At 44.2% G+C, this 21,747-nt stretch carries 16 protein-coding genes and 1 pseudogene; 13 read left to right on the plus strand and 4 right to left on the minus strand.

Annotated features, from left to right (window positions below; all coding sequences use genetic code 11):
• Window positions 1-80 precede the first annotated feature (80 nt).
• Genes F461_RS0112570 through fliD form a run of 3 tightly spaced genes read left to right on the plus strand, consistent with a single transcriptional unit; the run spans window position 81 to window position 5,411 of the window.
• Entirely contained in the window at window positions 81-2,123 is a 2,043-nt protein-coding gene (locus F461_RS0112570) for a flagellar hook-associated protein FlgK (protein ID WP_020001516.1), read from the plus strand.
• Between the two features lie 15 nt (window positions 2,124-2,138).
• The gene (locus F461_RS0112575; protein ID WP_020001517.1) at window positions 2,139-3,638 is read left to right on the plus strand and encodes a flagellin N-terminal helical domain-containing protein; all 1,500 of its coding nucleotides are present in this window, start codon (window positions 2,139-2,141) and stop codon (window positions 3,636-3,638) included.
• A 9-nt stretch (window positions 3,639-3,647) separates the two neighbouring features.
• Window positions 3,648-5,411 carry a flagellar filament capping protein FliD gene (gene fliD / locus F461_RS0112580; protein ID WP_020001518.1) on the plus strand — a complete coding sequence of 588 codons (1,764 nt, stop codon included), beginning with the start codon at window positions 3,648-3,650 and terminating at the stop codon, window positions 5,409-5,411.
• 533 nt (window positions 5,412-5,944) lie between these two features.
• Here the strand turns inward: fliD and F461_RS19590 are convergent.
• From F461_RS19590 to F461_RS17860, 3 genes and pseudogenes are all read right to left on the minus strand, one after another.
• Entirely contained in the window at window positions 5,945-6,730 is a 786-nt protein-coding gene (locus F461_RS19590) for a flagellin (protein WP_143154761.1), read from the minus strand.
• A gap of 126 nt (window positions 6,731-6,856) precedes the next feature.
• Window positions 6,857-7,333, minus strand: a pseudogene (locus F461_RS19525) (flagellin N-terminal helical domain-containing protein); the annotation flags it as partial.
• A gap of 266 nt (window positions 7,334-7,599) precedes the next feature.
• Complete coding sequence (locus F461_RS17860) at window positions 7,600-8,199, minus strand: RNA polymerase sigma factor (RefSeq protein WP_020001520.1); 600 nt, start codon at window positions 8,197-8,199, stop codon at window positions 7,600-7,602.
• Between the two features lie 300 nt (window positions 8,200-8,499).
• Between F461_RS17860 and F461_RS0112595 the strand changes: the two genes are divergently transcribed.
• The 9 genes from F461_RS0112595 (at window position 8,500) to F461_RS0112635 (ending at window position 17,885) form a co-directional block, all read left to right on the plus strand.
• A complete protein-coding gene (locus F461_RS0112595; RefSeq protein ID WP_020001521.1) occupies window positions 8,500-9,213 on the plus strand; it encodes a response regulator transcription factor in 714 nt (237 codons plus the stop codon).
• A 463-nt stretch (window positions 9,214-9,676) separates the two neighbouring features.
• On the plus strand, window positions 9,677-9,997 hold the full coding sequence (locus tag F461_RS19530; protein ID WP_020001522.1) for a 4Fe-4S dicluster domain-containing protein: 321 nt from the start codon (window positions 9,677-9,679) through the stop codon (window positions 9,995-9,997).
• Window positions 9,998-9,999: 2 nt separating this feature from the next.
• Window positions 10,000-11,145: a 2-oxoacid:acceptor oxidoreductase subunit alpha gene (locus F461_RS0112605; protein ID WP_020001523.1), complete on the plus strand. Its 1,146-nt coding sequence runs from the start codon at window positions 10,000-10,002 to the stop codon at window positions 11,143-11,145.
• 7 nt (window positions 11,146-11,152) lie between these two features.
• Window positions 11,153-11,968 carry a 2-oxoacid:ferredoxin oxidoreductase subunit beta gene (locus F461_RS0112610; RefSeq protein ID WP_020001524.1) on the plus strand — a complete coding sequence of 272 codons (816 nt, stop codon included), beginning with the start codon at window positions 11,153-11,155 and terminating at the stop codon, window positions 11,966-11,968.
• Between the two features lie 5 nt (window positions 11,969-11,973).
• Window positions 11,974-12,600: a 2-oxoacid:acceptor oxidoreductase family protein gene (locus F461_RS0112615; protein WP_020001525.1), complete on the plus strand. Its 627-nt coding sequence runs from the start codon at window positions 11,974-11,976 to the stop codon at window positions 12,598-12,600.
• Window positions 12,601-12,675: 75 nt separating this feature from the next.
• Complete coding sequence (locus F461_RS0112620; protein WP_020001526.1) at window positions 12,676-12,966, plus strand: hypothetical protein; 291 nt, start codon at window positions 12,676-12,678, stop codon at window positions 12,964-12,966.
• A 148-nt stretch (window positions 12,967-13,114) separates the two neighbouring features.
• The gene (locus F461_RS18745) at window positions 13,115-13,732 is read left to right on the plus strand and encodes a TetR/AcrR family transcriptional regulator (protein WP_051089211.1); all 618 of its coding nucleotides are present in this window, start codon (window positions 13,115-13,117) and stop codon (window positions 13,730-13,732) included.
• A 12-nt stretch (window positions 13,733-13,744) separates the two neighbouring features.
• Window positions 13,745-14,830, plus strand: coding sequence for an efflux RND transporter periplasmic adaptor subunit (locus F461_RS0112630; protein ID WP_020001528.1), 1,086 nt, complete (start codon window positions 13,745-13,747; stop codon window positions 14,828-14,830).
• A 10-nt stretch (window positions 14,831-14,840) separates the two neighbouring features.
• Entirely contained in the window at window positions 14,841-17,885 is a 3,045-nt protein-coding gene (locus F461_RS0112635) for an efflux RND transporter permease subunit (protein ID WP_020001529.1), read from the plus strand.
• A 99-nt stretch (window positions 17,886-17,984) separates the two neighbouring features.
• Here the strand turns inward: F461_RS0112635 and F461_RS0112640 are convergent, their stop codons facing one another.
• Complete coding sequence (locus F461_RS0112640) at window positions 17,985-19,793, minus strand: DegV family protein (RefSeq protein ID WP_020001530.1); 1,809 nt, start codon at window positions 19,791-19,793, stop codon at window positions 17,985-17,987.
• Between the two features lie 405 nt (window positions 19,794-20,198).
• Between F461_RS0112640 and glpA the strand changes: the two genes are divergently transcribed.
• On the plus strand, window positions 20,199-21,743 hold the full coding sequence (gene glpA, locus F461_RS0112645) for an anaerobic glycerol-3-phosphate dehydrogenase subunit GlpA (protein ID WP_020001531.1): 1,545 nt from the start codon (window positions 20,199-20,201) through the stop codon (window positions 21,741-21,743).
• Window positions 21,744-21,747 lie beyond the last annotated feature (4 nt).

Genomic DNA, 21,747 nt, shown 5'->3' on the forward strand with positions numbered 1-21,747 from the left:
ATTTGATGTGCCGCTACTGAAAAGTAGTAGCGGCTTTAGAATGTAGCGGCACACCCAGTTTGTTAAGAGGAGCACACAGAATGTCTATTTATGATCTTATGTCTATCGGTAACAATGCGTTAATGAACGCCAAACTTGGCACCAGTGTTACCAGTAATAATATCGCTAATGCTGATGTAAAAGGATATACACGTACTACAGTAAATTATGCTTCACGAGCACCAATCACACGCAATGGCATGCAGTTTGGAACTGGTGCAGATGCAGTGAATCTTGATCGTCATTACAATTACTTTGTTGAGCAGCAGTACTTGGCTTCAAATGGTCAACAACAGTTTTGGAATGCAAAAGCGGAAACATTGTACAGTGTTGAATCCTTGTTTAAGCAGGGCGATAAAGGTTATGGACTTTCTGCTGCGCTTGATAAGTACTTTTCAAGCTGGAACGCGCTTACTCAGGATGCGGATAGTTCTGCATACCGTATGGAACTTTCAGAGTATTCGAACACTTTGGCAACAATGCTGCATACTATGAGTGATTCGTTAAAGCAGGAACAGCAGGCAACCAATAAAGCTATCGAGCTTGGCGTTGGAGATGCAAATGCTTTAATGAAGGATATTGCCGAGTTAAATAGAAGCATTATGGCGCAGCCTGAAAACCTTGTATTACACGACGAACGAGATCGTAAAGTTCGTGAGTTGGGTGTGTTGCTTCCTGTAAAATCCATTCAACAGACAGATGGTTCTTTTACAATAATCACTCAGGCCGGACAAACTCTTGTGGATGGGATCGATGCTTTTGAACTGGTTCAAAAAGGTCCTGAAGCTACTACTAATTTAGCATCCGGGTCAGCTTTTGAAGGTGCAATTAAGTTTGAAGGTCAGAGCTCACAAGAACTTAAGGTTGAAATGATTAACGCCGGCGCAGTAGGTACCGCAGAATTCAGAGTATCAACTGATGGCGGAAAAACTTGGCTTACAGATGAAGATGGTGTTGAACGTACGTTTACATCGGGTGATGTTGATAACAAGGTCGTTGTGAATGGTGTTTCAATTTGGTTTGAAGATTCAGCTCCGGCCACTGCGTTATCAAAATCTGATTCATTCAACATTGTTGCGAAGGACGCAGTCTACTGGAAAAAAACTTCTGCACACCTTGTAAATATAACGCCACTTGGCGGTTATGGTAATGAAGCCGGCCGTCTTAGCGGTGGTCGCTTAGGTGGGTTGTTAGCTGCCCGTGATAGCGGAATTGTTAGCTATCAAGAAAGAATGGATGCATTCGCGAAAGAACTCATTTGGCAGACAAACTATCAGCATTCACAAGGCGCAGGACTTGAGCATTATAAAGAAACTGTAAGTACTAATGCTGTACTCGACCCCAATGTAGCATTTGATATGTCTAACTTGGTGTACGGCAATAAGATTACTGACGGTACGTTGAGTTTCCAGACGTATACACCGCAGGGTGCTCCGGACGGTGATCGCGTTGAAATAGCTGTAACTCCGGGAATGACCCTGCAGCAGCTTGTTGATGAAATTAACGATACTCCGACAGGAGCACCAAAGATGGAAGCAACCATTGAAGGTGGTCGACTGAAATTGAAGTCTAGAACCGTAGACGGAAGTTTTGAATTTGCCGGAGACACCTCAGGTGTTCTTGCAGCTATGGGGCTTAACACCTTCTTTAGTGGCTCAAGCTGTGCTGATATAGCTCTTGAAGCACGTATTGCAAACGACCCTAAGCGTATTAACGCAGCTGTTGTTAATGGACTTGGACTTGTTAACAGTGGGGACAACACTAATGCGACAGCTTTACATAAACTGATGGACAAGTCTGTTACCTTAGACTCTATCCACACAAACACTTCAACAACGTTTTCAAAGCATTTAAGCTCTCTGACAGCGCTTGTTGGTGCCGATATGGATGGCGCGTCACGAAACAAGGTTTATAACGAAACTGTGACTAAAGATCTTGAAAGTCGTCAGCAGTCCGAGGCTGGTGTGAACATGGATGAAGAGCTTTCAAACTTATCTAAATTCCAGAATAGTTTTGATGCAGCTTCTAAATTAATCACCACTGCAAATGAAATGTTTGACACCATCCTTAGACTGAAGTCTTAGCGTAGGAGAAGTATAATGCGTATTGCTCGTAGTATGATATACACCCAGTCCCTTAACGGAATGAACAGTTCAATGTCTGAAATTCTTCGTTTAGGGGAACAGGCCGCAAGTCAAAAGCGTATCAACCGTCCTTCTGATGACCCAAGTGGTGCTGCTCTTGTGCTTGATTTGCAAAGTCACATCAATTCATTGGCTCAGTACAATGAAAATATAACCAGTGCTAAGGGTTGGCTTGATACTGCGAACGAGCAGATGGGCACTATCAGCAAAACAATTATCCGTATGCAGGAGCTGGCAGAACAGGGCGCAACCGGTACTGTCACAACAAAACAGCGAGATTTGATAGCAACAGAGCTTCGCGAACTTCAGGTTCAGCTTGTTGGGCTTACAAATGGTGATTACGCAGGCAACTCATTATTTGCAGGTGCAGCTATTGATAAGCCAGCGTATCAGGTTGGGCTGGGGGCGACTGTCGAGAATGCTAATCAGACTCTTGTACACAGCATTAATGGCGATGCTGAAAAAAGTATTGCAATCAAATTTCCGGTACCGACAGCAACTCAGAATGTTGGCGTAGCAGCTATTCCATTTACGTACTCAGAAGATGGAGGAACTACATGGAAGAATGCGACAATCCCAGCGGGTGGACCAGGTACTATTCCAGTGCAGCTTGGCGGGGTTGAAGTCAATTTTGAGGCAGGCGAACAAATTACTCAAGACACTTCTATGGTTATCCGGCCTGCTGCCATTTACACAGGATCAATTGATGGTGAAGCAGATGCAAGATATTATGGAGCTAATGCGACAATCAATCCAGTAGCAAGCGGGGTTTTCAAAAGCCCAATAGCTGTGCGTATTGAGAATGATCCCTCTGTAACCATTGGCGCTGCGACTCCCGTTGAGTTTTCCTATAGCTTGGACAATGGCGAATCATGGATTCGTTCGACCGGCTCAACTGATGAATTTTTGAATATTCCGGGTGGTCAGCTCGATTTAGGCGGAACCGGTGTTCTGAACAAGGGTGAGCAGTTTTTAGTTAATCCGGTAGACTCCGCGATCCGTATAGAAATTAGTGAAGGCAACAGTGTACAAGTTAACAGTGTAGGCTCAAATTTCTTTGGCGGTATATATGCAGACAAAGCAACCGGTGCCACTGCAGCTGTTGATGGACTTCCTTCAGAAAAAAATATCTTTGAAGTTGTAGGAAATCTTATAGCTTCTTTAGAAATGGACGATCAGGATGGTGTGAAGAAGTGTTTAGGTGATCTTAAGATTGCTAATGAACATATCACCACCGAAACAGGCGTATTAGGCGGAAGGCAAAACCGTTTAGAATTTGCGCTCGATGCACATGGAAAAAGTAAAATTTCCACTGAATCACGAATTTCTGTGATTCAGGACATTGATGTTGCAAAAGTGTCAACTGAATCTGACCGGGCAAACTACATTTATAAATCAGTGCTCTCTACGAGCGCAAAAATAATGAATTTGAGCTTGCTCGATTATTTGAAGTAGGAGTGAGTCATGTCTGATTATTGGTCATCCAAAACAATTTTTGCAGGCTGGGCAACAAAAACGGATTTTAACTCCATTATTGATGCGACAGTTAAAACGGAAAAATTCCGTTATAATCAGCTTTCCAAAGAAGAAGCTGAAACAAGTTTTAAGAAAGAACAGATCGAGGGCTTGAATAACACTCTTATGACATACAAGAAACAGCTCGAATCAATGGATACCGTTGATGAGTTTCTTGTAAAAAAAGTGACCTCTTCCAAGAGTGAGATTGCCACAGCCACAGTAAAAGCTGGTGCTGAAGAAGGAGTTCATACTCTGGATGTAAAGGAACTTGCATCTGCTGCTACAGTGACCTCTAATGATCTAGATGAAGTTGCATATACTGCAGCCGACACTACGATGACCTTTGATTATGATGGCAAGACTTATTCTGTTGGCGTGAAGTCAGGAATGACAACTAAGGAATTAGCTAACGCTATTTCACTTGCCTCTGATAATAAAGTTAAGGCTTCTGTTGTTGATCTTGGGTATGATTCTAAGTTCAAACTTCAGATGCGAGGTATGGATTTAGGTGCCGGGCATGATATTACACTGTCTCCTGAACTTCAGGCTGTTCTTGAGGGGCAACAAGATCCTGCAGTCGCTTTACCTGCTGGAACCCCCGCCGTAACAGCTGTTGCATCTAAGAACGCACGATTTGTGATTGACGGGATTGAACTACAACGTGATTCAAACTCCATTAGTGATGTAACAGAAGGCGTTACGTATAACCTGAATGCCATAGAAGATGGTGTGGTTATCAAAATCGATACTGATTACGACGCCATTGTGAGTAATGTTGAAAAATTTGTTGAGCTTACAAACCAACTGCGTACGGGTTTTGATTTAGTTAAGAACTATGAAAATGAAGAGTTAGATAAGAAGGGTGTACATTACAGTCTGAAAAGTAACTCACAGATTAAAGCCGTTGAGAACACCTTAAAAAATATTCTTACAACGCAGGGGGATGGTTTTATTCAAGGTAGTGGGGCAGGTGATGATCTATACGCTACACTTGGTACACTTGGGGTTAAAACTATTGCTCGTACAGATGATAAGAACTTTGGTAAACTAGAGTTCAATAAAGATGCTACTGTAATTAGCGATGGTAAGCAGACCTTTATGGATCTTCTTAAGGCTGACCCTGAAGCTGTTGCAAACGTGTTTGCTGCTGCTGGACAGGGTGGAAGCAGTGATGATTCTACGTTAGAATTTAACAATAGTATGTATGCCCTTGGATTAACTTCTGCTGGAACATATGCCATTGAATATGATGGTGTCGCGCTTCCAACTACTGGTGATTCCAACACTATTACGATGAAGGTCAATGGTGTTGATAAGCAGGTCGGCTATGATGCAACAACCCAACTTGCTACAATTAAAGAAGGTAATGCAAAGGGCTTGAGTTTTAAGGTTGTTGATACCTCTACAGGCACGCATTCAGCAACGATTGCGATAAAAGAAGGTAAAGTAAAAGAGACAATCAACGCGTTAAATGAGATTACTGCTGCGGGAACGGGTACTTTTAATGTAATGATTAAAGGTTATACGGATCAAATTGATCATCCTATCTATGGTCTTAAAAAGAAGATGGAGGATGAGCTAGCCCGTGTTGATGCTTTAGAGAAGCAACTCATTGCAAAATACGCGAAAACGGAAAAAACTTTGTCGCAATATCAGAATATTCAGTCAATGCTGGAGTTCCAACTGAAGAGCCAGTTGTCAGACAAGTAAGCATAATAGAAGTAGAAAAGGTGGTATCCAAAGGATGCCACCTTTTTTTTGTGATGTGTCCTGAATAAACGACTAGCAGTGGGCAATCATAACAAAGTGTAAGTGATTTTTAAGGGGTATCTTTCTGGTGTCATCGGCAGTGTAATAATGCGAAACAGTGGATGAGAGTGTCAGTTGTTTTGTACTGTTTTGTGCTGTACCTTAAGGATGTTAGAAGTAATCCGCGTGAATATACATATTGCTTTTGAGAAATACGGCTTTAATAACGTACCATGGTAATGACTATGTTTATTCGTCGGTACTAATTTGGTGTTTAACGTAATGATGGTTATCAACATTCATCTGTTTGTATTCAAACTACCAATTAAGTCGAAACTCTTATACATTAACACATTACTTCTTTTTTAAACTGCGAAATATTACACCTGTGAGATGTTATGGACAGTAGGTGACTTGCCAATGCTCAGCAAAAGAAAACCCCTGCCTCATATGAGGCAGGGGTAGTAACTAGCGAATAAGAGCTTATGTTCTTACTAGCCGAGGAGTTTCTGAGCCATCTGAGGCAGGTTGTTTGCCTGAGAAAGCATGGAAACTGCTGCGTTAGCAAGGATCTGCTGTTTGTTGAATTCAGTCATTTCAGTTGCTACGTCTACGTCAGAGATGCGGGACTCAGCAGCCTGAAGGTTTTCTTTCTGAACAGAGATGTTGTCAATAGTAGCAGAAAGACGGTTCTGTGTAGCACCAAGGCCTGCACGAGTAGCATCTTTCATTTTGATTGCTTCATTGATGTTTTCAAGAGCTTGTTTTGCTGAGCCAGCAGTGAGTACGTGGTCTCCTGCATTCGCTCCAATGCCAAGGTAGTCTGCATCAGATCTGCCAAGTTCTACATTGTAGCTATCTGTAGATGCGCTGCTTGAACCAAAATGAACATTAACGCTAGTAGTTTCAGAGCTTGATGCCGTAATTGTACCTGCAGATGCGTTAGACGCTGCAGATGTTGCCAGTCCGCCTGTAGCTGCAGTAAGTGTTAAAACGGCAGCAGAGTCATTGTTCGTAATTGTATCGACTCGTTTATTCACGCCGTCATCAATGGTGATGCGAATGCTCTGTCCAGCAGTACCGGCAGCGGTAGCCCCGATTGCTTGAGATGTCCAGTTAATGTCATCACTTGAAACTTCAAATGTAGCGTTATTGTTAGCAATTGCATTTGCATAAAACGCCATGAGCTCAGCGCTGGCGGTAATGTCAGTAGTGTTGTTGCCACCATAACCGTTATCAGAAACGACAACTTGACTGGAATCAACTTGGGTGTATGTCATCGTCTCAGATGCGGCACTAGAAGTGTAAGTGTCTACAACTGTAAAGCCAAATCTATCATTGTTGGTTGCTGTAAAAGTATCACCAGTATTAGCAGCAGTTAAGACGCTCGTTGAGTCTGTAGTAAGTACAGAACCAGCAGAAGCGACTGCAGTACCAGAAGCTTTTTTGACATCAAGACCTGTGCCATCAAGTAATTTTTTACCGTTGAAATCGGTATCGCTTGCGATACGATTGATTTCATCTGCCATTGCCTGATATTCTTGGTTGATAAGTACACGCTGGTCAGCTGTGTAGGTGTCAGTGGCTGCCTGTTCTGCAAGCTCTTTCATACGGATGAGCTTGGAGTCGATAACGCCAAGTGCGCCGTCAGCAGTCTGGATCATGGAGATACCGTCGTTAGCGTTACGAACACCTTGATTAAGGGCTGCAATGTCTGAACGCATAAGTTCGCGAATTGCGAGACCAGCTGCGTCATCTGCTGCTGAGCTAACGCGGAGACCGGAAGATAAACGCTGAGTGGAACTACTAAGTTTGCCGTAATGGTTAGAAAGGTTACGGGTAACGTTGTTTGCCATCAGGTTGTTGTTGATTGCTAATGCCATAATAACTTCCTCCGTGAAGATATTGAATAATGATTTGTAGTTGGCTCTCATCCATGAGTGCCGTGTTACATATCTAATCGTCTCCACGGGAAAAAGGTTTACAAAATAAATAGATTATTTTGCTTTTTTTATGTTTTATTTAGTTCTTAAAAATATAGTCTTTATAATCAGCTAGTTGTGCGATGTGTCTCAAAAGAGAAAAAGCTCCCATTTTGCTAAATGGGAGCTGATGAAGTCTAATTCTGTACTAACGATTAAAAAAAATCTTAATGGAACATTGCTGCGCGAAGCTTTTGCAAGGCTGTGTGATGGATACTGCGCACTGTCTGCGGATGGATATCAAGCTGCCTTGCTGCTTCTACTGCGGTGAGGTCTTCACCGTATAAGCATTGAAGCACGCTTTTTTGTCTGGTTGAAAGAACGTGCAATGGCAGTTCCGGCATGTCCAGAAGGTGAGCTGCTTCTGCTTTGATGTTTTCGTGTTCATCAATTGCATCATATAAATAGGTACGGTCTGTGCGAATAAAGTCGATTGCTGCACTGCGGGATACAACAGCCAGCCATGTTTTCAATGTTCCGCGAGAGCTGTCCCAAGCTTCAAGTAAACGATATTCGGATTTGATGAGGCGGAAGAAGATATCCTGTACGATATCATCTGATGCGACAGTTGCTACACCATGATGGTTGAGCGTCCATGAAACAGCATGACGGATAATAGCGCCGAAGTCAGAAACAAAGCGATTCCATGCGACCTGATTGCCTTCCAGACATAATGCAACAAGGTGTTTTTCGTCAGAGTTGATTTTTGTTGGTGCAGGGCACTGAGTAGAATCAATAGCTCTTTCAATAATGATAGTCGGTTCCATGTAAGCCTCCAAGTGTGTTCTTTCCTGAAGAAGGCGGACGGAAAAAATTGCCACACAGAGAGGTAAAACTTTTAGTTACTGTAACTGAAGCATAGACTGTGCCAATGGGGGTACTATCTTTCCCTTTCCTTGCTGTTAATATTTCTTTAGAACGTGCATGTGGCTAATGACGGTGTTTTTCAGCTATTATTAAGTAAGTGTTGAGCGAATCTTTAGAGTGTTTGTTGTTTGGCACTGATCTTGTAGTATCTATGCATAGAAGGCGGGCATCGGAAAAAAATGCCCACAAGGACATTATATATGAACTCCCTGTTGTTGGTTGATTCAGACAAAGAAGCGAGCCGTGCCTATGCAACGGCATTGAGAGAAGAACGTTTCTCGTGCACAGAGTGTAATAGCGCGGCAGAAGTTGCTGCGTTGGAACTGACTGGTGCCTATGATCTGCTGATAATGGAGATGAATTTGCCGGATATGAACGGGTTTGATTTTCTTGCTTCATTGCGGAGTCAGTCTCAAATACCCATTGTGGTGTTATCTTCCCGTCCGGATAGTATTGATAAGATTGTCGCGCTGGAGATGGGGGCGGATGATTATCTGTGTAAGCCGATACTCGAACGGGAATTAATTGCCCGTGTACGAAGTATCCTGCGACGAAGCCGCACAAATTATGTTGGCTCTGTTTCACGTAGCCGTACATATATGTTTGATGGTGTAGAGATTGATACCAGCGCCAGACTTGTGCGCCGCAATGGCGTTAGCCTTGGGTTAACTCAGGTGGAATATGCTATTCTTGAGATGCTGATTGACGCTGCTGGGCAAACTGTTCCGCGTGAATTAATTTCTCTGAAAGCACTGGGGAAAGAGCTTGCCCCCTATGATCGTAGTATTGATGTGCATATTAGCAAACTGCGTAAGAAGCTTGGGGACGTGAGCGACAGAATGGAACGCATTGTAACCGTTCGTGGAATTGGATATTTTTATAGTATGCCGTCGGAAGAGAAGAAGGCAGAATAGTATAGAGAAATAATAAGCACGTTATATCCAGAGTGATGCTCTTATATATAATGTTACAATAACGCTTGTACGCTGAGGATTTTTGTCCTCAGCTTTTTTTATTTGAACCGGCTGAAAATAATTGGTGTGAAACAAGTAGTAAGGAACATGTGTGGAAGACTTTTTTGATTATTTGTTACACGTTGGGTATGTTCAGTCTTTGATGGAAGACAAAGGATGATTGAATCGTTACCCACTAGAAAAAAGTGTTTTCTGTATAATGCCATATTATTACTGACAAAAAACCTAAATTGTCTTGCAGTAAGCGAAAGCAGCATGTAACAGCCTAGGTAAGTATTTTGTTCGGGTAGCTACAAGGTATTTTATCTGAGCTTAAGGTTCCTCTCTTCTTGCTTCGGTTAAGTGGGGAGTTTGATTTCATCGGTGGCTATGCCACCACAAGCTACAGGTGTCCGGTGCGGCAATGCCAAAGAAGAAAAAAGGCCAAACTCTTGTGTGTGTATACCCCGATTGGTGTAAAGGATGCGGTTTATGTGTTGCATTCTGTCCCGGGAAGGTTCTTCAACTCAATGCGTTAGGTAAGGCAGAGGTGGTTCAGCCGGAAGAGTGTATTAATTGTGGTTTTTGTGAACTTCATTGCCCTGATTTTGCGATTGCGGTCAGGCCGAAAGTTTCTGAAAACGGTATGCATATTAGAGCTAGTTGTGAACCGGGTGAAACTGGCGGAGCTGGAAAAACAAGCGGATCAGACGTAACTCCTCAAAAAGCAGTTGTAGAGGGCTAGATATGGCTCACAGAAGACGTAGGAAAAGAACGGAATTATTTGCTCAGGGCAACGAAGCTGTTGCTCAAGGAGCATTATTGGCAGGATGCTCGTTTTATTCGGGGTACCCAATTACACCGTCCACAGAGATTATGGAGATTATGGCGCAACGCCTGCCCCGTACTGAGGACGGTGTTTTTTTACAAATGGAAGATGAAATAGCCAGTATGGGGGCGGCAATCGGCGCTTCGTTAACTGGCCGTAAGGCCATGACAGCTACTTCCGGCCCGGGTTTCTCTTTGAAACAGGAACTTATCGGGTATGCGTGTATGGTTGAAGCACCACTTGTTATTGTAAACGTTATGCGTGGAGGGCCAAGTACCGGCTTACCAACGTCTCCAGCGCAGGGTGATGTGCAGATGGCCCGATGGGGAACGCATGGGGATCATCCTATTATTGTTCTTTCGGCGTCCACTGTTCCAGAATGTCTGGAGATGACTGTTGTGGCTTTTAACATGGCAGAAAAATATCGCACACCGGTCATCCTGTTGATTGATGAAGTTACAGCGCATACCAGAGAAAAAATTACTATTCCACATGCGGACGAACTGGAAGTGCTCTCCCGTATGCAGCCTGCTGTACCACCTGAATGGTTTAAGCCGTATGCGGAAGCTGCGCGCGGTGTACCGGCAATGGCTCCAATCGGACAGGGGTATCGGTGTCATGTAACAGGGCTTACCCATGACCAGATGGGATACCCTACTTCTCGGCCGGACGAGGTCAGCGAGTTTATGACCCGGCTATTTAGAAAAATAGACAATTATTACCATGATGTTGTGTTGGTAGATGAATATTGTCTTGAAGACGCCGACTATGCGATTGTTGCGTATGGTTGTGTTGCACGTTCTGCCCACCATGCAGTGGATCAGGCCCGGGAGCGTGGGCATAAGGTTGGCCTGCTTACTTTGAAAACATTGTTCCCGTTTGCCCGGCCTGCAGTAGAAAGGCTGTGTATGCAATGTGAGCATGTTCTTGTGCCGGAAATGAATATGGGACAAATTTCCCGTGAGGTAAAACGAGTTAACAACGGGCGTTCCCGTATTCGTACATTGAACCGTGTGGATGGGCAGATTATTACTCCGTCTGAAATTCTTAAAGCTATATTGTAGGTGTGACATGTCTGACGTTACAAAACTTATCCATGAATATCTGCGGCATAATAAAAAGTTTCCGCATGTGTTCTGCGCTGGGTGCGGGCATGGCATCGTTCTGGGCTCTCTTGTGCGTAGTGTGCATGCCTTACAGCTTCCCAAAGACAACGTAGTGATTGTTGCAGGTATTGGCTGCTCCGGCCGTATGGCTGTGTATGTCGATTTTAATACAGTACACACTGCACATGGACGGGCTTTGACATTCGCCACCGGCATAAAAATGGCGAATCCTGAACTTCATGTAATCTGTGTCATGGGTGACGGTGATGCCCTGTCTATTGGCGGTAACCATCTTATTCATGCTGCGCGTAGAAACATCGGCGTTACCGCTCTTATTTTGAATAACCAGATTTACGGAATGACAGGTGGGCAATGTTCTCCAGCAACTCCGCAAGGTGATTTGTCTATGACATCGCCATACGGTTCACTGGAACAGCCCTTTGATACTGTAGAATTGGCAAAAGCAGCCGGAGCGAACTTTGTGGCGCGAAGTACTTCTTTTCATGCTAATCAGCTTGATTCTTTGATGCAGCAGGCGATTATGCATCCTGGATTTTCTGTTCTGGAAGCTCTAACTCCATGTCCTACGCAATATGGTCGTAAGAATAAATTCCGTAATGTTGTTGATATGTATACCTGGTTGAAGAAAAACACTGTTAAAGTTGAAAAGCTAAAGGAAGGTGATACCAGAATTCCTACAGGCGTTTTCCAGATGCTTGATCGACCGGGGCTTGAAGAGCGTTATAGTGAACTGCGTCGTTCCTTGCGGCCAGAGGAGTAAGTCACATGAAAGAGCTACAGCAGATAGAGCGTTTTGAGATTCGTCTGTCTGGCACTGGTGGGCAGGGGCTTATCACGCTTGGCCGTGTGCTTGGTCATTCTTTGGCGCTTGGACATGGGTATAATGTTACGCAAACGCAAAGTTACGGGCCGGAAGCCCGTGGTGGTTCGAGTAGAGCGGATGTTGTTGTAAGCAGTTCCGAAATTAGTTTTCCTAAAACTGAGAATCTTGATTTGCTTGTGGCATTGTCACAGCCTGCGTGTAATGCATATTACCGTTTCCTGAAACGTGGTGGTGTGTTGTTGGTTGATTCGGAGCTCGTGCAGCATGCACCGACAAACCAGTTTGTCGGTTTGCCTTTTACAAAACTTGCCAAAGAGAAAATTGGTAACGAACTGACATTAAACACAATAGTTCTCGGTACTGTAACACACTTGCTTTCGTTTGCAGAACCGAGGATTGTTCGAAAGTCTTTGGAGGAAACGTTACCTCCAAAAATTTTAGGACTAAATTTAAAGGCATTTAACCTTGGACTACGTGAGGCAAAACGTCAGTTGGGGGAAGCGCCTCAGATATGGCAGACGGCGGCAGAAAAGAGTGCAGAGGAAGAGATGGAAGGGTTTGAGGATTAGATCCGTTGTATTTCCTTGCACCGGATCCGATAGCGTAGTACCCAAGCTCAATATTTCTAGATTACGAGGAGTAGCATGAGCAGTACAATTGAAGAACTCACGATTAACTATGAAGAGGGTGACCTCCTTGTTGTAAAAGAACTGGATAAAGAGGTTCTTACAAAAGGTGCATGGACTACCATCATTTTCCGTTATCAGCAGTGGGACAATAAGAAAGAGGACTATGGACCAGAGAAATATACAATTCGTCGTTACCGTAAAATGAACGGTGAATATCGCGCTCAGTCCAAGTTTAATATTTCCAGCCCGGATCAGGCTAGAAAGATTATCGCGGCATTGACAAAATGGGTTGACGACGTTGAATAGTCCCGAGTCGTTCAATGTAAATAAAAAGTCCCTGTAGATTATTAAATCTACAGGGACTTTTTATTTACATTGAAGTTCCTGAAGATTTATGAAAAAAAAGAGTTGTTTTAAAAAATGAATACTAATTCATAGAATGAATGAGGAATATATGAGTACGAGTTCCCCCCCGTTGTCCCGTAAAGAACGTGAGAAAGAGCGACATAGAAAAGAAATTATGAATGCGGCCATGCGTCTGTTTGCAGAACAGGGGTATCATTCTGTTTCTATGCAGGAAATAGCGTCAGAGGCAGAGTTCGCAATAGGTACTCTCTATAAGTTTTTTTCGAGTAAGCGGGAATTATTCAGGGAAATTATGATCGGTGTAATTGACGATATTACAAGCGAGTTACGTCCGATTTTTCAAAGTGACGCGGAACCGTTGACTGTTATTGGAAGTTTTTTACAGGCACGGCGCGCAGCTTTTAAGAAGCGGTACGAGTATATCAGGCTGTACAATATTGTCGGAAATGGATTTGGCTCATCAGGCGATGAGGTTGTAGACGCTATGATTGCTGAGCGTAGCAAAGAGGTTGAGGAAAATTTAAAAATTCAGTTCAGTAGAGGGATAGAATCGGGACTATTTAAGCCGGTAAATGTGGAAGTGCTTGCGCGACTGTTTGAAGATTTTTGTCAGACTATCGTCCGTAGTGAAGCTAGAAGGGGAGAGCTTGACGACGAGACGATTGCTTCTATCAAGGATCTATTTCTTAATGGTATATTAGCTTAGTAGGGTGTTCTTATGGTTCGAAAAATTGTGCTTATTGCTTTGTGTCTGCTGCCGCTTCTGGTGGGATGTAAGGAAGAGAAGGTTGCCAACGTTATTCGCCCCGTAAAAGCAATGAAGGTTGAACCTGCAGGTCAAGTTGCAACTCGAGTTTTTCCGGGCAAAGTGGAGGCGACTTCAGAAGTTGCCTTGGCATTTCGCGTGGGCGGTCAACTCATAAATTACCCTGTAGCTATGGGGCAGTATGTAAAAAAAGGTGATTTAATTGCTGCTCTTGATACGGTAGATTTCAAAATTCAGGTTCGCGGACTCGAGGCTCAGCTGTTTGGTGCGAAAGCAGCACTTAAAGAAGCGCAGCTTGGTTACCAGCGTTATCATACTCTTTTTGCAGAAGATAACGCCGCGAAGGCCTCTTTTGATCAGGCAGAGGCGGCGTTCAAGACTGCACAAGCTAAGGTGAAATCTCTTAAGGAACAGTTGAATAAGGCAAAGACAGACCTTGGCTATGCTTCGCTTAAAGCCCCGTTTAGCGGATACATTTCAGCGAAATACATGGATAATTATCAAACCATAACAGCTGGACAACCTGTCGTAAAATTACAGGATATTGAAAAACTTGAGGTTACCGTAGGGCTTCCGGACAACCTTATTATTCGTCAGAAAGATTTACAGAACATAACTGTGGAACTTGAAGCGTTTCCTGGTAAGCAGATAAAAGCCAATGTGAAAGAACTTGGATTTGATGTAGAACCGGAGACTCGAACTTATCCGTTGACTGTTCAATTCAGCCGCCCGAAAGACATAAGCTTTTACCCTGGAATGGCTGCAAATGTAACGTTGCATTTTGCTGGGACTAAAGTCACCGCTCATTACATTCTTCCAGAAACTGCAGTTGTGGCAAATGCAGAAGGACAGTCTGCAGTATGGGTGTATGATGACGTGTCCTCATCAGTTGAACGCCGTTCAGTCGCAATCGGTCAGATGTTTTCTAACGGTGTGGAAGTTGTTGACGGACTTAAGCAAGGTGAATGGGTTGTTATTGCCGGTGCCCATTACTTGTCCGCTGGTCAGAAAGTTCGTTTGCTTAACTCCGGTAAGTAGGTAAGAAGCAATGAACTTAGCAGAATTATCTATCAAAAAGCGTGCAATAACTCAGTTTATTGTTTTGCTTCTTTTTGCTGCCGGTGCGTTTTCCTATTTTAAAATGGGAAAACTTGAAGATCCGGAATTTACGCTTAAAACAGCCATTGTTGTCACCCAGTATGCCGGTGCCAGTACTATTCAGGTTGAAGAAGAAGTTACTGATGTGCTTGAAACCGCAATCCAGCAGATGGAAAGTTTGAAGCATGTCCGCTCTATGTCGCGTCCGGGACTATCCGTTGTATGGGTGGATATTCAGGAGAGTAAGCACGCTCAAGAGCTGCCCCAAATTTGGGACGACTTGCGTAAAAAAATGCGTGATGTCGCTCCGTCGCTTCCTCCAGGGGTAAACCCTTCTATTATCCGTGATGATTTTGGCGATGTGTATGGTGTCTTTCTTACTGTTACCAGTGACGGTTTTTCGTACGCAGAACTGAAAGATCAGGTCGATGAGCTTCGTAAAGAACTTTTGTTGGTAAAGAATGTCGCAAAAGTTGAAATTTGGGGAGCGCAGCAGGAATGCATTTATGTTGATATTTCAAACAGTTCTCTTTCAGAACGTGGCATACCTCCCGCAGCAGTGTTTAATGCTCTGGACAAGCAGAACATTGTTGTTGATTCGGGTAATATAAACCTAGGACGAGAGCGGGTACGCCTTGCTGTAAACGGTGAGTTTAATAGCGTAGAGGCTGTTGGAAACTTGATCGTCAGTCACGGTGCTTCAGATAAGATGGTGTTTCTGCGTGACATCGCAAATATACGCAAGGGATACGTGGAACCTGTTTCCAAGCAGATGCGCTTTAACGGGAAACCTTCTTTAGGCATTGCTGCTTCAACAGTTTCAGGCGGTAATGTTATTGAAATGGGTGAGGCTGTTAAGGCGCGCATCGAAGAGCTTAAAGAGTTCTTGCCAATCGGTATGGAAATTTCTGTCGTAGCAATGCAGTCAGACCTTGTGCAAAAATCCATTGATGAGTTCATGCTTAATCTCGGTGCTGCACTGCTTATTGTTGTCGCGTTATTGTTCGCCTTCATGGGGATGCGAAGTGGTCTGCTTATCGGGCTGGGATTGTTGCTGACCATTGCAACAACTTTTCTCATTATGCGGGGGCTTCATGTTGACTTGCAGCGTATTTCGTTAGGTGCGTTGATTATTGCACTGGGGATGCTTGTCGATAACGCGATTGTTGTGACTGAGAGTATGTTGATTAAGTTACAGCTTGGTAAAGACAGAATGCAGGCTGCAAAAGAGACGTATTCAGAAACTGCATGGCCTTTGCTTGGTGCAACAATAGTTGCTGCGCTGGCGTTTTTGCCGGTTTATCTTGCAGACAATAATACGGGTGAGTTCTGTGAATCTCTGTTCGTTGTAGTTGGAGTTTCATTGCTGGTAAGCTGGGTGCTTGCCATGACTGTATCTGTATTGTGGTGCTATATTGGTCTTAAAGTACCTGCAAACATGCAAGGAAAAGATCCGTATGCCGGTGTTTTCTTTACTATTTATAAGAAGATTCTTGATTTTTGTATTCGTTTTCGATGGGTTACGCTTGCGGTTATGGGAATCTTGCTTGTCACCGCAATTGTTAACTTTAAGTACGTGGATAAAACATTTTTTCCAGAATCTCGTCGTCCTCAGCTTATTGTAGACTACTGGTTGCCGGAAGGGACAAATGTTGAAGTGGTTTCCGATGACTTGCGAAAGTTGGAGAAAACACTTTTGGATTATCCGACAATTAACGATGTGGCTTCCTTTATTGGTGGAGGTGGAACACGTTTCTATCTTTCACTGGAACCGGAATTCATGAACTCGTCCTATGGTCAGTTGATTCTCAACGTAAACCATGCAGAAAATCTTGATGAAACTATAGATTTTGTTCAAAAACAACTTGATGAAAAATTCTTGTATGCCGAGCCGCGAGTGCGCAGGTTTCCACTCGGTGCTGCCGCTAAGTTTAAAGTTGAAGCACGGTTCAGAGGCCCGGATAGAACAGTGTTGCACACGCTTGCAGAGCAGGCAAAATCTATTATGCGGGCTGAACCTACAGCGAAATATGTGCGGGATGATTGGCGCCAGCCTGTAAAAGTTATTGAGGCTGAATACTCGCAGGCTCGTGGGTTGCGTGTCGGTGTTACCCGGGAAGATGTTGCGTTGGCTATGAAGCGTGGCTATGACGGTGTGCCGATGGGCGTCTTTCGTGAAGGAAACAAGTTACTTCCGATTATTTTACGTCCACCGGAAAATGAACGTCACCGTGTGGAAGATATGCGCATGCTTCAGGTGTACAATATGAATTCCACGCAAGGGGTTCCTATGGGACAGCTTGTGTCTGACGTGACGACGAAGTGGGAAGAATCCACCATCCGCAGAAGGGATCATCAACGCACAATTACTGTGCAATGTGATCCGCGGGTTGGAACTGCGGAAACCTTACGGCGTAAAATAAAACCGGCGATCGAATCCCTTACCTTGCCTGCAGGCTATACGCTTGAATGGGGCGGCGACTGGGACAAATCGAATGAGTCTCGTTTCTATGTTGCAAAGGGACTGCCTGTTACGTTTCTTGCCATGGCTCTTGTGGTTGTTATGCTGTTTAATGCATACCGTCAGCCGCTGATTATCGCGCTTACTGTTCCGCTTTCTATTATCGGTGTAACAAGCGGCTTGTTGCTCACACGGCAGCCTTTTGGTTTTCTTGCCTTGCTCGGTTTTCTGTCGTTGTCCGGCATGTTAATTAAAAACGCAGTTATTCTGATTGATCAGATTGATGTTGAGATTGCAGACGGAAAAGAGCCATATATGGCTGTGCTGGAGTCATCTGTAAGTCGTATTAGACCGGTGTTAATGGCAGCTATGTCTACGGTGCTTGGAATGCTTCCACTTGTTATTGATAGATTCTGGGCCTCGATGGCTGTGACGATATGCTTCGGATTGACCTTCGCAACAGTGCTTACATTAATTATTGTGCCAGTACTGTATACTATCTTTTTTAGGATCAAGCGAATTTCACAGCCTTAGAAGTGCTTCCCCCGTCGGTTATACCTAATAGAACGAAAAAAAAAGCCGCTCATATTTATGAGCGGCTTTTTTGGAGTGTGTTTTATCTAAATTTTGCAACTAGTAATCGCATAATACTGATACGGCACATGCTCCCGGACCACTGTAGCAGCCGAGGACTGGAGCTGCCTGAAGCTCAAACTCAATATTAGAGTGAAATTCTTTTTTGATCATGTCAGCAAGCCGTTTTGCTTTTTCCGGTGCTTCAACATGAGTGATGGCAAAACGTAAATTTGTTTTGCCCATAACGCGCTTTTTAAGCAGATTTATCAGACGTGCTTCAGAATGGCGAACACCAAAACATTTTGCGACGATACCACATCGGCCTTCGTTTTTTGGTGCAAATTCGAGTATGGGTTTAATATTTAGCAGCTTGGCGACAGTGCCTATATTTTTATTCAGGCGACCGCCTCTAACCGCGAAGTCTACTGTGTCCATTGCAACCAGTACGAAAACATTGTTACGCATGTCTTCTACACGCTGAGCAATTTCTTTTGCGCCCTTGCCTTGTTGGGCAAGTTTTGCGGCTTCAAGAGTAATAAGGCCGAGGCCACCGGTCAGTGTGTATGTGTCAACAGCCTGTGGGTTATCAAGGATTGAAGCACCCATGTTTTTCGAAGACTGGAAAGTGCCGCTGTGAGCAGCCATTACGTGCAGTGCAACAACTTCTTCGTAATTTGCTTTAAGGTCTTCATAGAGTGCTTTGTAATGTCCCGGAGACGGCTGAGATGTTTTTACGGACTTGGAATCCGGAAGCATTTTATTAAATACTTCAGTAGAGATATCTACTTTGTCGAGCAGTTCGTTACCATCAATGAACAATTTAAGCGGTGCAACATGGATATCATATTTTTTTAACAGCTCATCCGGCAGATCACATGTGGAGTCTGTGAGGATGCCGGTGCGTTGTTCTTTGGATGTAAGAAGATTTTTATGCTGCTCTAGCATGTCATCTTTCTTTTTGTGAGACACAACACCATATTTTTCAGCGATCTGAAAAACGGTTTCAGGTTCATTAGTATGAACGTGTACGCGTACATTAGAAGGGGTGCCCGCGACGACAAGAGAGTCTCCTAGCACACCAATTTCTTCACGCAGTGCCTCGCGGTCAATATTGTCACCGGAAATCATGCATTCAGTACAGAAAGAGAACGTGAGGCTGTCAACAGCAACACGGTCATGCACCCCTTTTGAAGGCTCAGGGATGATGCTTTGTTCTTCCTGTCTGTTCAGGCTGCCGCGTTCGGTAAATTCAACAATACCTTCAAGCAGGTATACAAAGCCCAGAGCACCAGCATCAACTACATCAGCAGCTTTTAAGGAAGCAAGCATCTCTTTTGTTGAAAGAACAGAACGTTTTGCATGTTCAAGGGAATCATACAACAAGTCATGAAAGTTATTGTACTTGTGATGATTCGCGGAAAGATGTTCAGACCAGTCGCGAATAACCGTAAGGATAGTACCTTCTTTAGGTTCAGATATCGCTTCAAGTGCACGCTGTGAGGCATTGGAGGCTGCATGAGAAAAATCTTTAAGCGTGACTCGCTGCAAGTCTTTTACACTTTCAGAAAAACCGCAAAGGAATTGGGCAAGAATAACACCGGAGTTACCACGAGCGCCAAGCAGGGCACTTTCCGCAATAATTTCACTCATTTTTCCTATGGACTGGTCAAGAGCGTTTGCAGACTTTTTAATAACATTGTCCATTGTCCCAGCCATATTGCTGCCGGTGTCTCCGTCTGGTACGGGGAAGACATTAATGTCATTGAGATGACCATGTTTTTCAATGAGACGCTTCGCTGCAGCGTTAACAACTCGTTTGAAGCGAATACCGTCTAAATATTGAATTCTTGTAGTTGATGACTTCAAGCTTATCTCCTTAAGCGGCTTTATAAAAAGCGCATTAGCCAAACCCCTATAATTGAGAAACGCTGTTTAAGCAAGGTGAACAGTGTTCGCGGGTTTGAAAAATGGTTTTTATTGTTCCGAATTGTCTTGAGATATGGGGGGAGTCATGGCTGGACATTATATGGCCAATTGCATACATATAGGCGGTACTAGTCGAGGAGTGTTTTCTACTGTTTTTCAGACTAGCTTATTGTTCTGTAAAACATTTTTACGCTGTCTTATATTTTTGAGAGTTAGACTAGTATTAATGTGAGACTGCACGGTAGACAATACTATTTGTGCCGTCAGTCGGCAAAGGGTAAAGCTCTTTGCGGTGGTTTTGTTTATTGATAATTGTTTAGTGATACATGATGTCTGGAGGTTTTTTTGCAGACTCAAGTACTTATTATCGGTGCAGGTGCAACAGGTACCGGTATTTTTAGGGACTTAGCCCTCAGGGGCGTAGAATGTATGCTTATTGAGCAGCGTGACGTGAATGCCGGTGCTTCCGGCGGTAACCACGGTTTGCTTCACAGTGGTGCCCGTTATGTAGCCACTGACCCTCATTCTGCAAATGAGTGTAAGGTTGAAGGGGACATCATCAAAGAATTTGCCCCTCACTGCGTTGAAAATACAGGCGGTTTGTTTGTAGCAGTGAAAGGCGATGATGATGAGTATATCAAACAGTTCCCGATTAATTGTAAGAACGCTGGAGTACCATGCAGGGAAGTTAGCCCTGAAGAAGCGTTGGAACTCGAGCCTAACCTTAACCCTGATGTGATTGCAGCTTATGAAGTTGAAGACGCATCAATCGATCCGTTTAAGCTTTCTTTGGAAAACGTTGCAGACGCTGAAACACACGGGGGTGTGTACAAGCGTTACATGAAATTGCTTGGTTTTAACAAAGAGGGTGGAAAAATTACCGGTGCCCGCGTGGTGAATACCCGTACCGGTGAAGAGTCTGTCATCGAAGCAGAGCAATATGTAAACGCAACCGGAGCATGGGCTTCTCACGTCGCTGAAATGGCAGGTGCAAACATTCGCATGACATTTGCGAAAGGCAGCCTGCTTGTAACCCTTTCTCGACTGAACCATCGTGTAATTAACCGACTGCGTCCTCCGGGAGACGGCGACATTCTCGTTCCTGGCGGCACTGTTTCTGTATTAGGTACCACTTCTGTTCGTGTTGAAGATCTTGATAACGTGGCTCCGTCCATTGAAGAGATTAATCGCAACATCGATCAGGGCGCCCAGATGGTACCTGCTTTAGATACCTGCCGTTACGTTCGTGCATATGCTGGTGTCCGCCCGCTTGTGCAGCTTGGTGAAGCTTCCAGTGACCGCGCTGCAAGCCGTGGCTTCGCACTGATTGGTCATGAAGATGAACAGCTCGATAACTTTATCACCATTACCGGTGGTAAGCTTACTACCTACCGCCTTATGGCAGAACGCTGTGCTGATCTTGTCTGTAAACGACTTAAGGTTGATGCACCGTGTCTTACCCGAGGCAGTGTCCTTTCTGATTATGTTCAGACTGAATGGGCGGAGCCTTCCATTCTCACAAAGCGTGAGTGGATGCGTCGCCACAATTCAGATGACTATCTCCTTTGTGAATGTGAAATTGTACCTAAGAGCGCCGTTGACGCTATCCTTGATTCCTTTGGGCCAGACGAGAAGCCGCGTATTCAGGCGGTTGGTCTGCGTAGCCGCGTGGGTAAAGGGTCTTGTCAGGGAGCATTCTGTGGTGCCCGTATTGCTGCTCATATGTATGACCGCGGTCTTTTTGAAGGCAGCGAAGGCGTAGACAGCATGCGTGATTTCCTTTCCAAACGCTGGAAAGGGCAACGTCCTATTCTTTGGGATGCGCAGTTCAATCAGGCAGAACTTAAAGAAGCACTGTATTTCGGTCTTCTGAATCTGGAAATGGATTAGAGGG

The organism is Halodesulfovibrio aestuarii DSM 17919 = ATCC 29578, from assembly GCF_000384815.1.
GTDB lineage: Bacteria > Desulfobacterota > Desulfovibrionia > Desulfovibrionales > Desulfovibrionaceae > Halodesulfovibrio > Halodesulfovibrio aestuarii.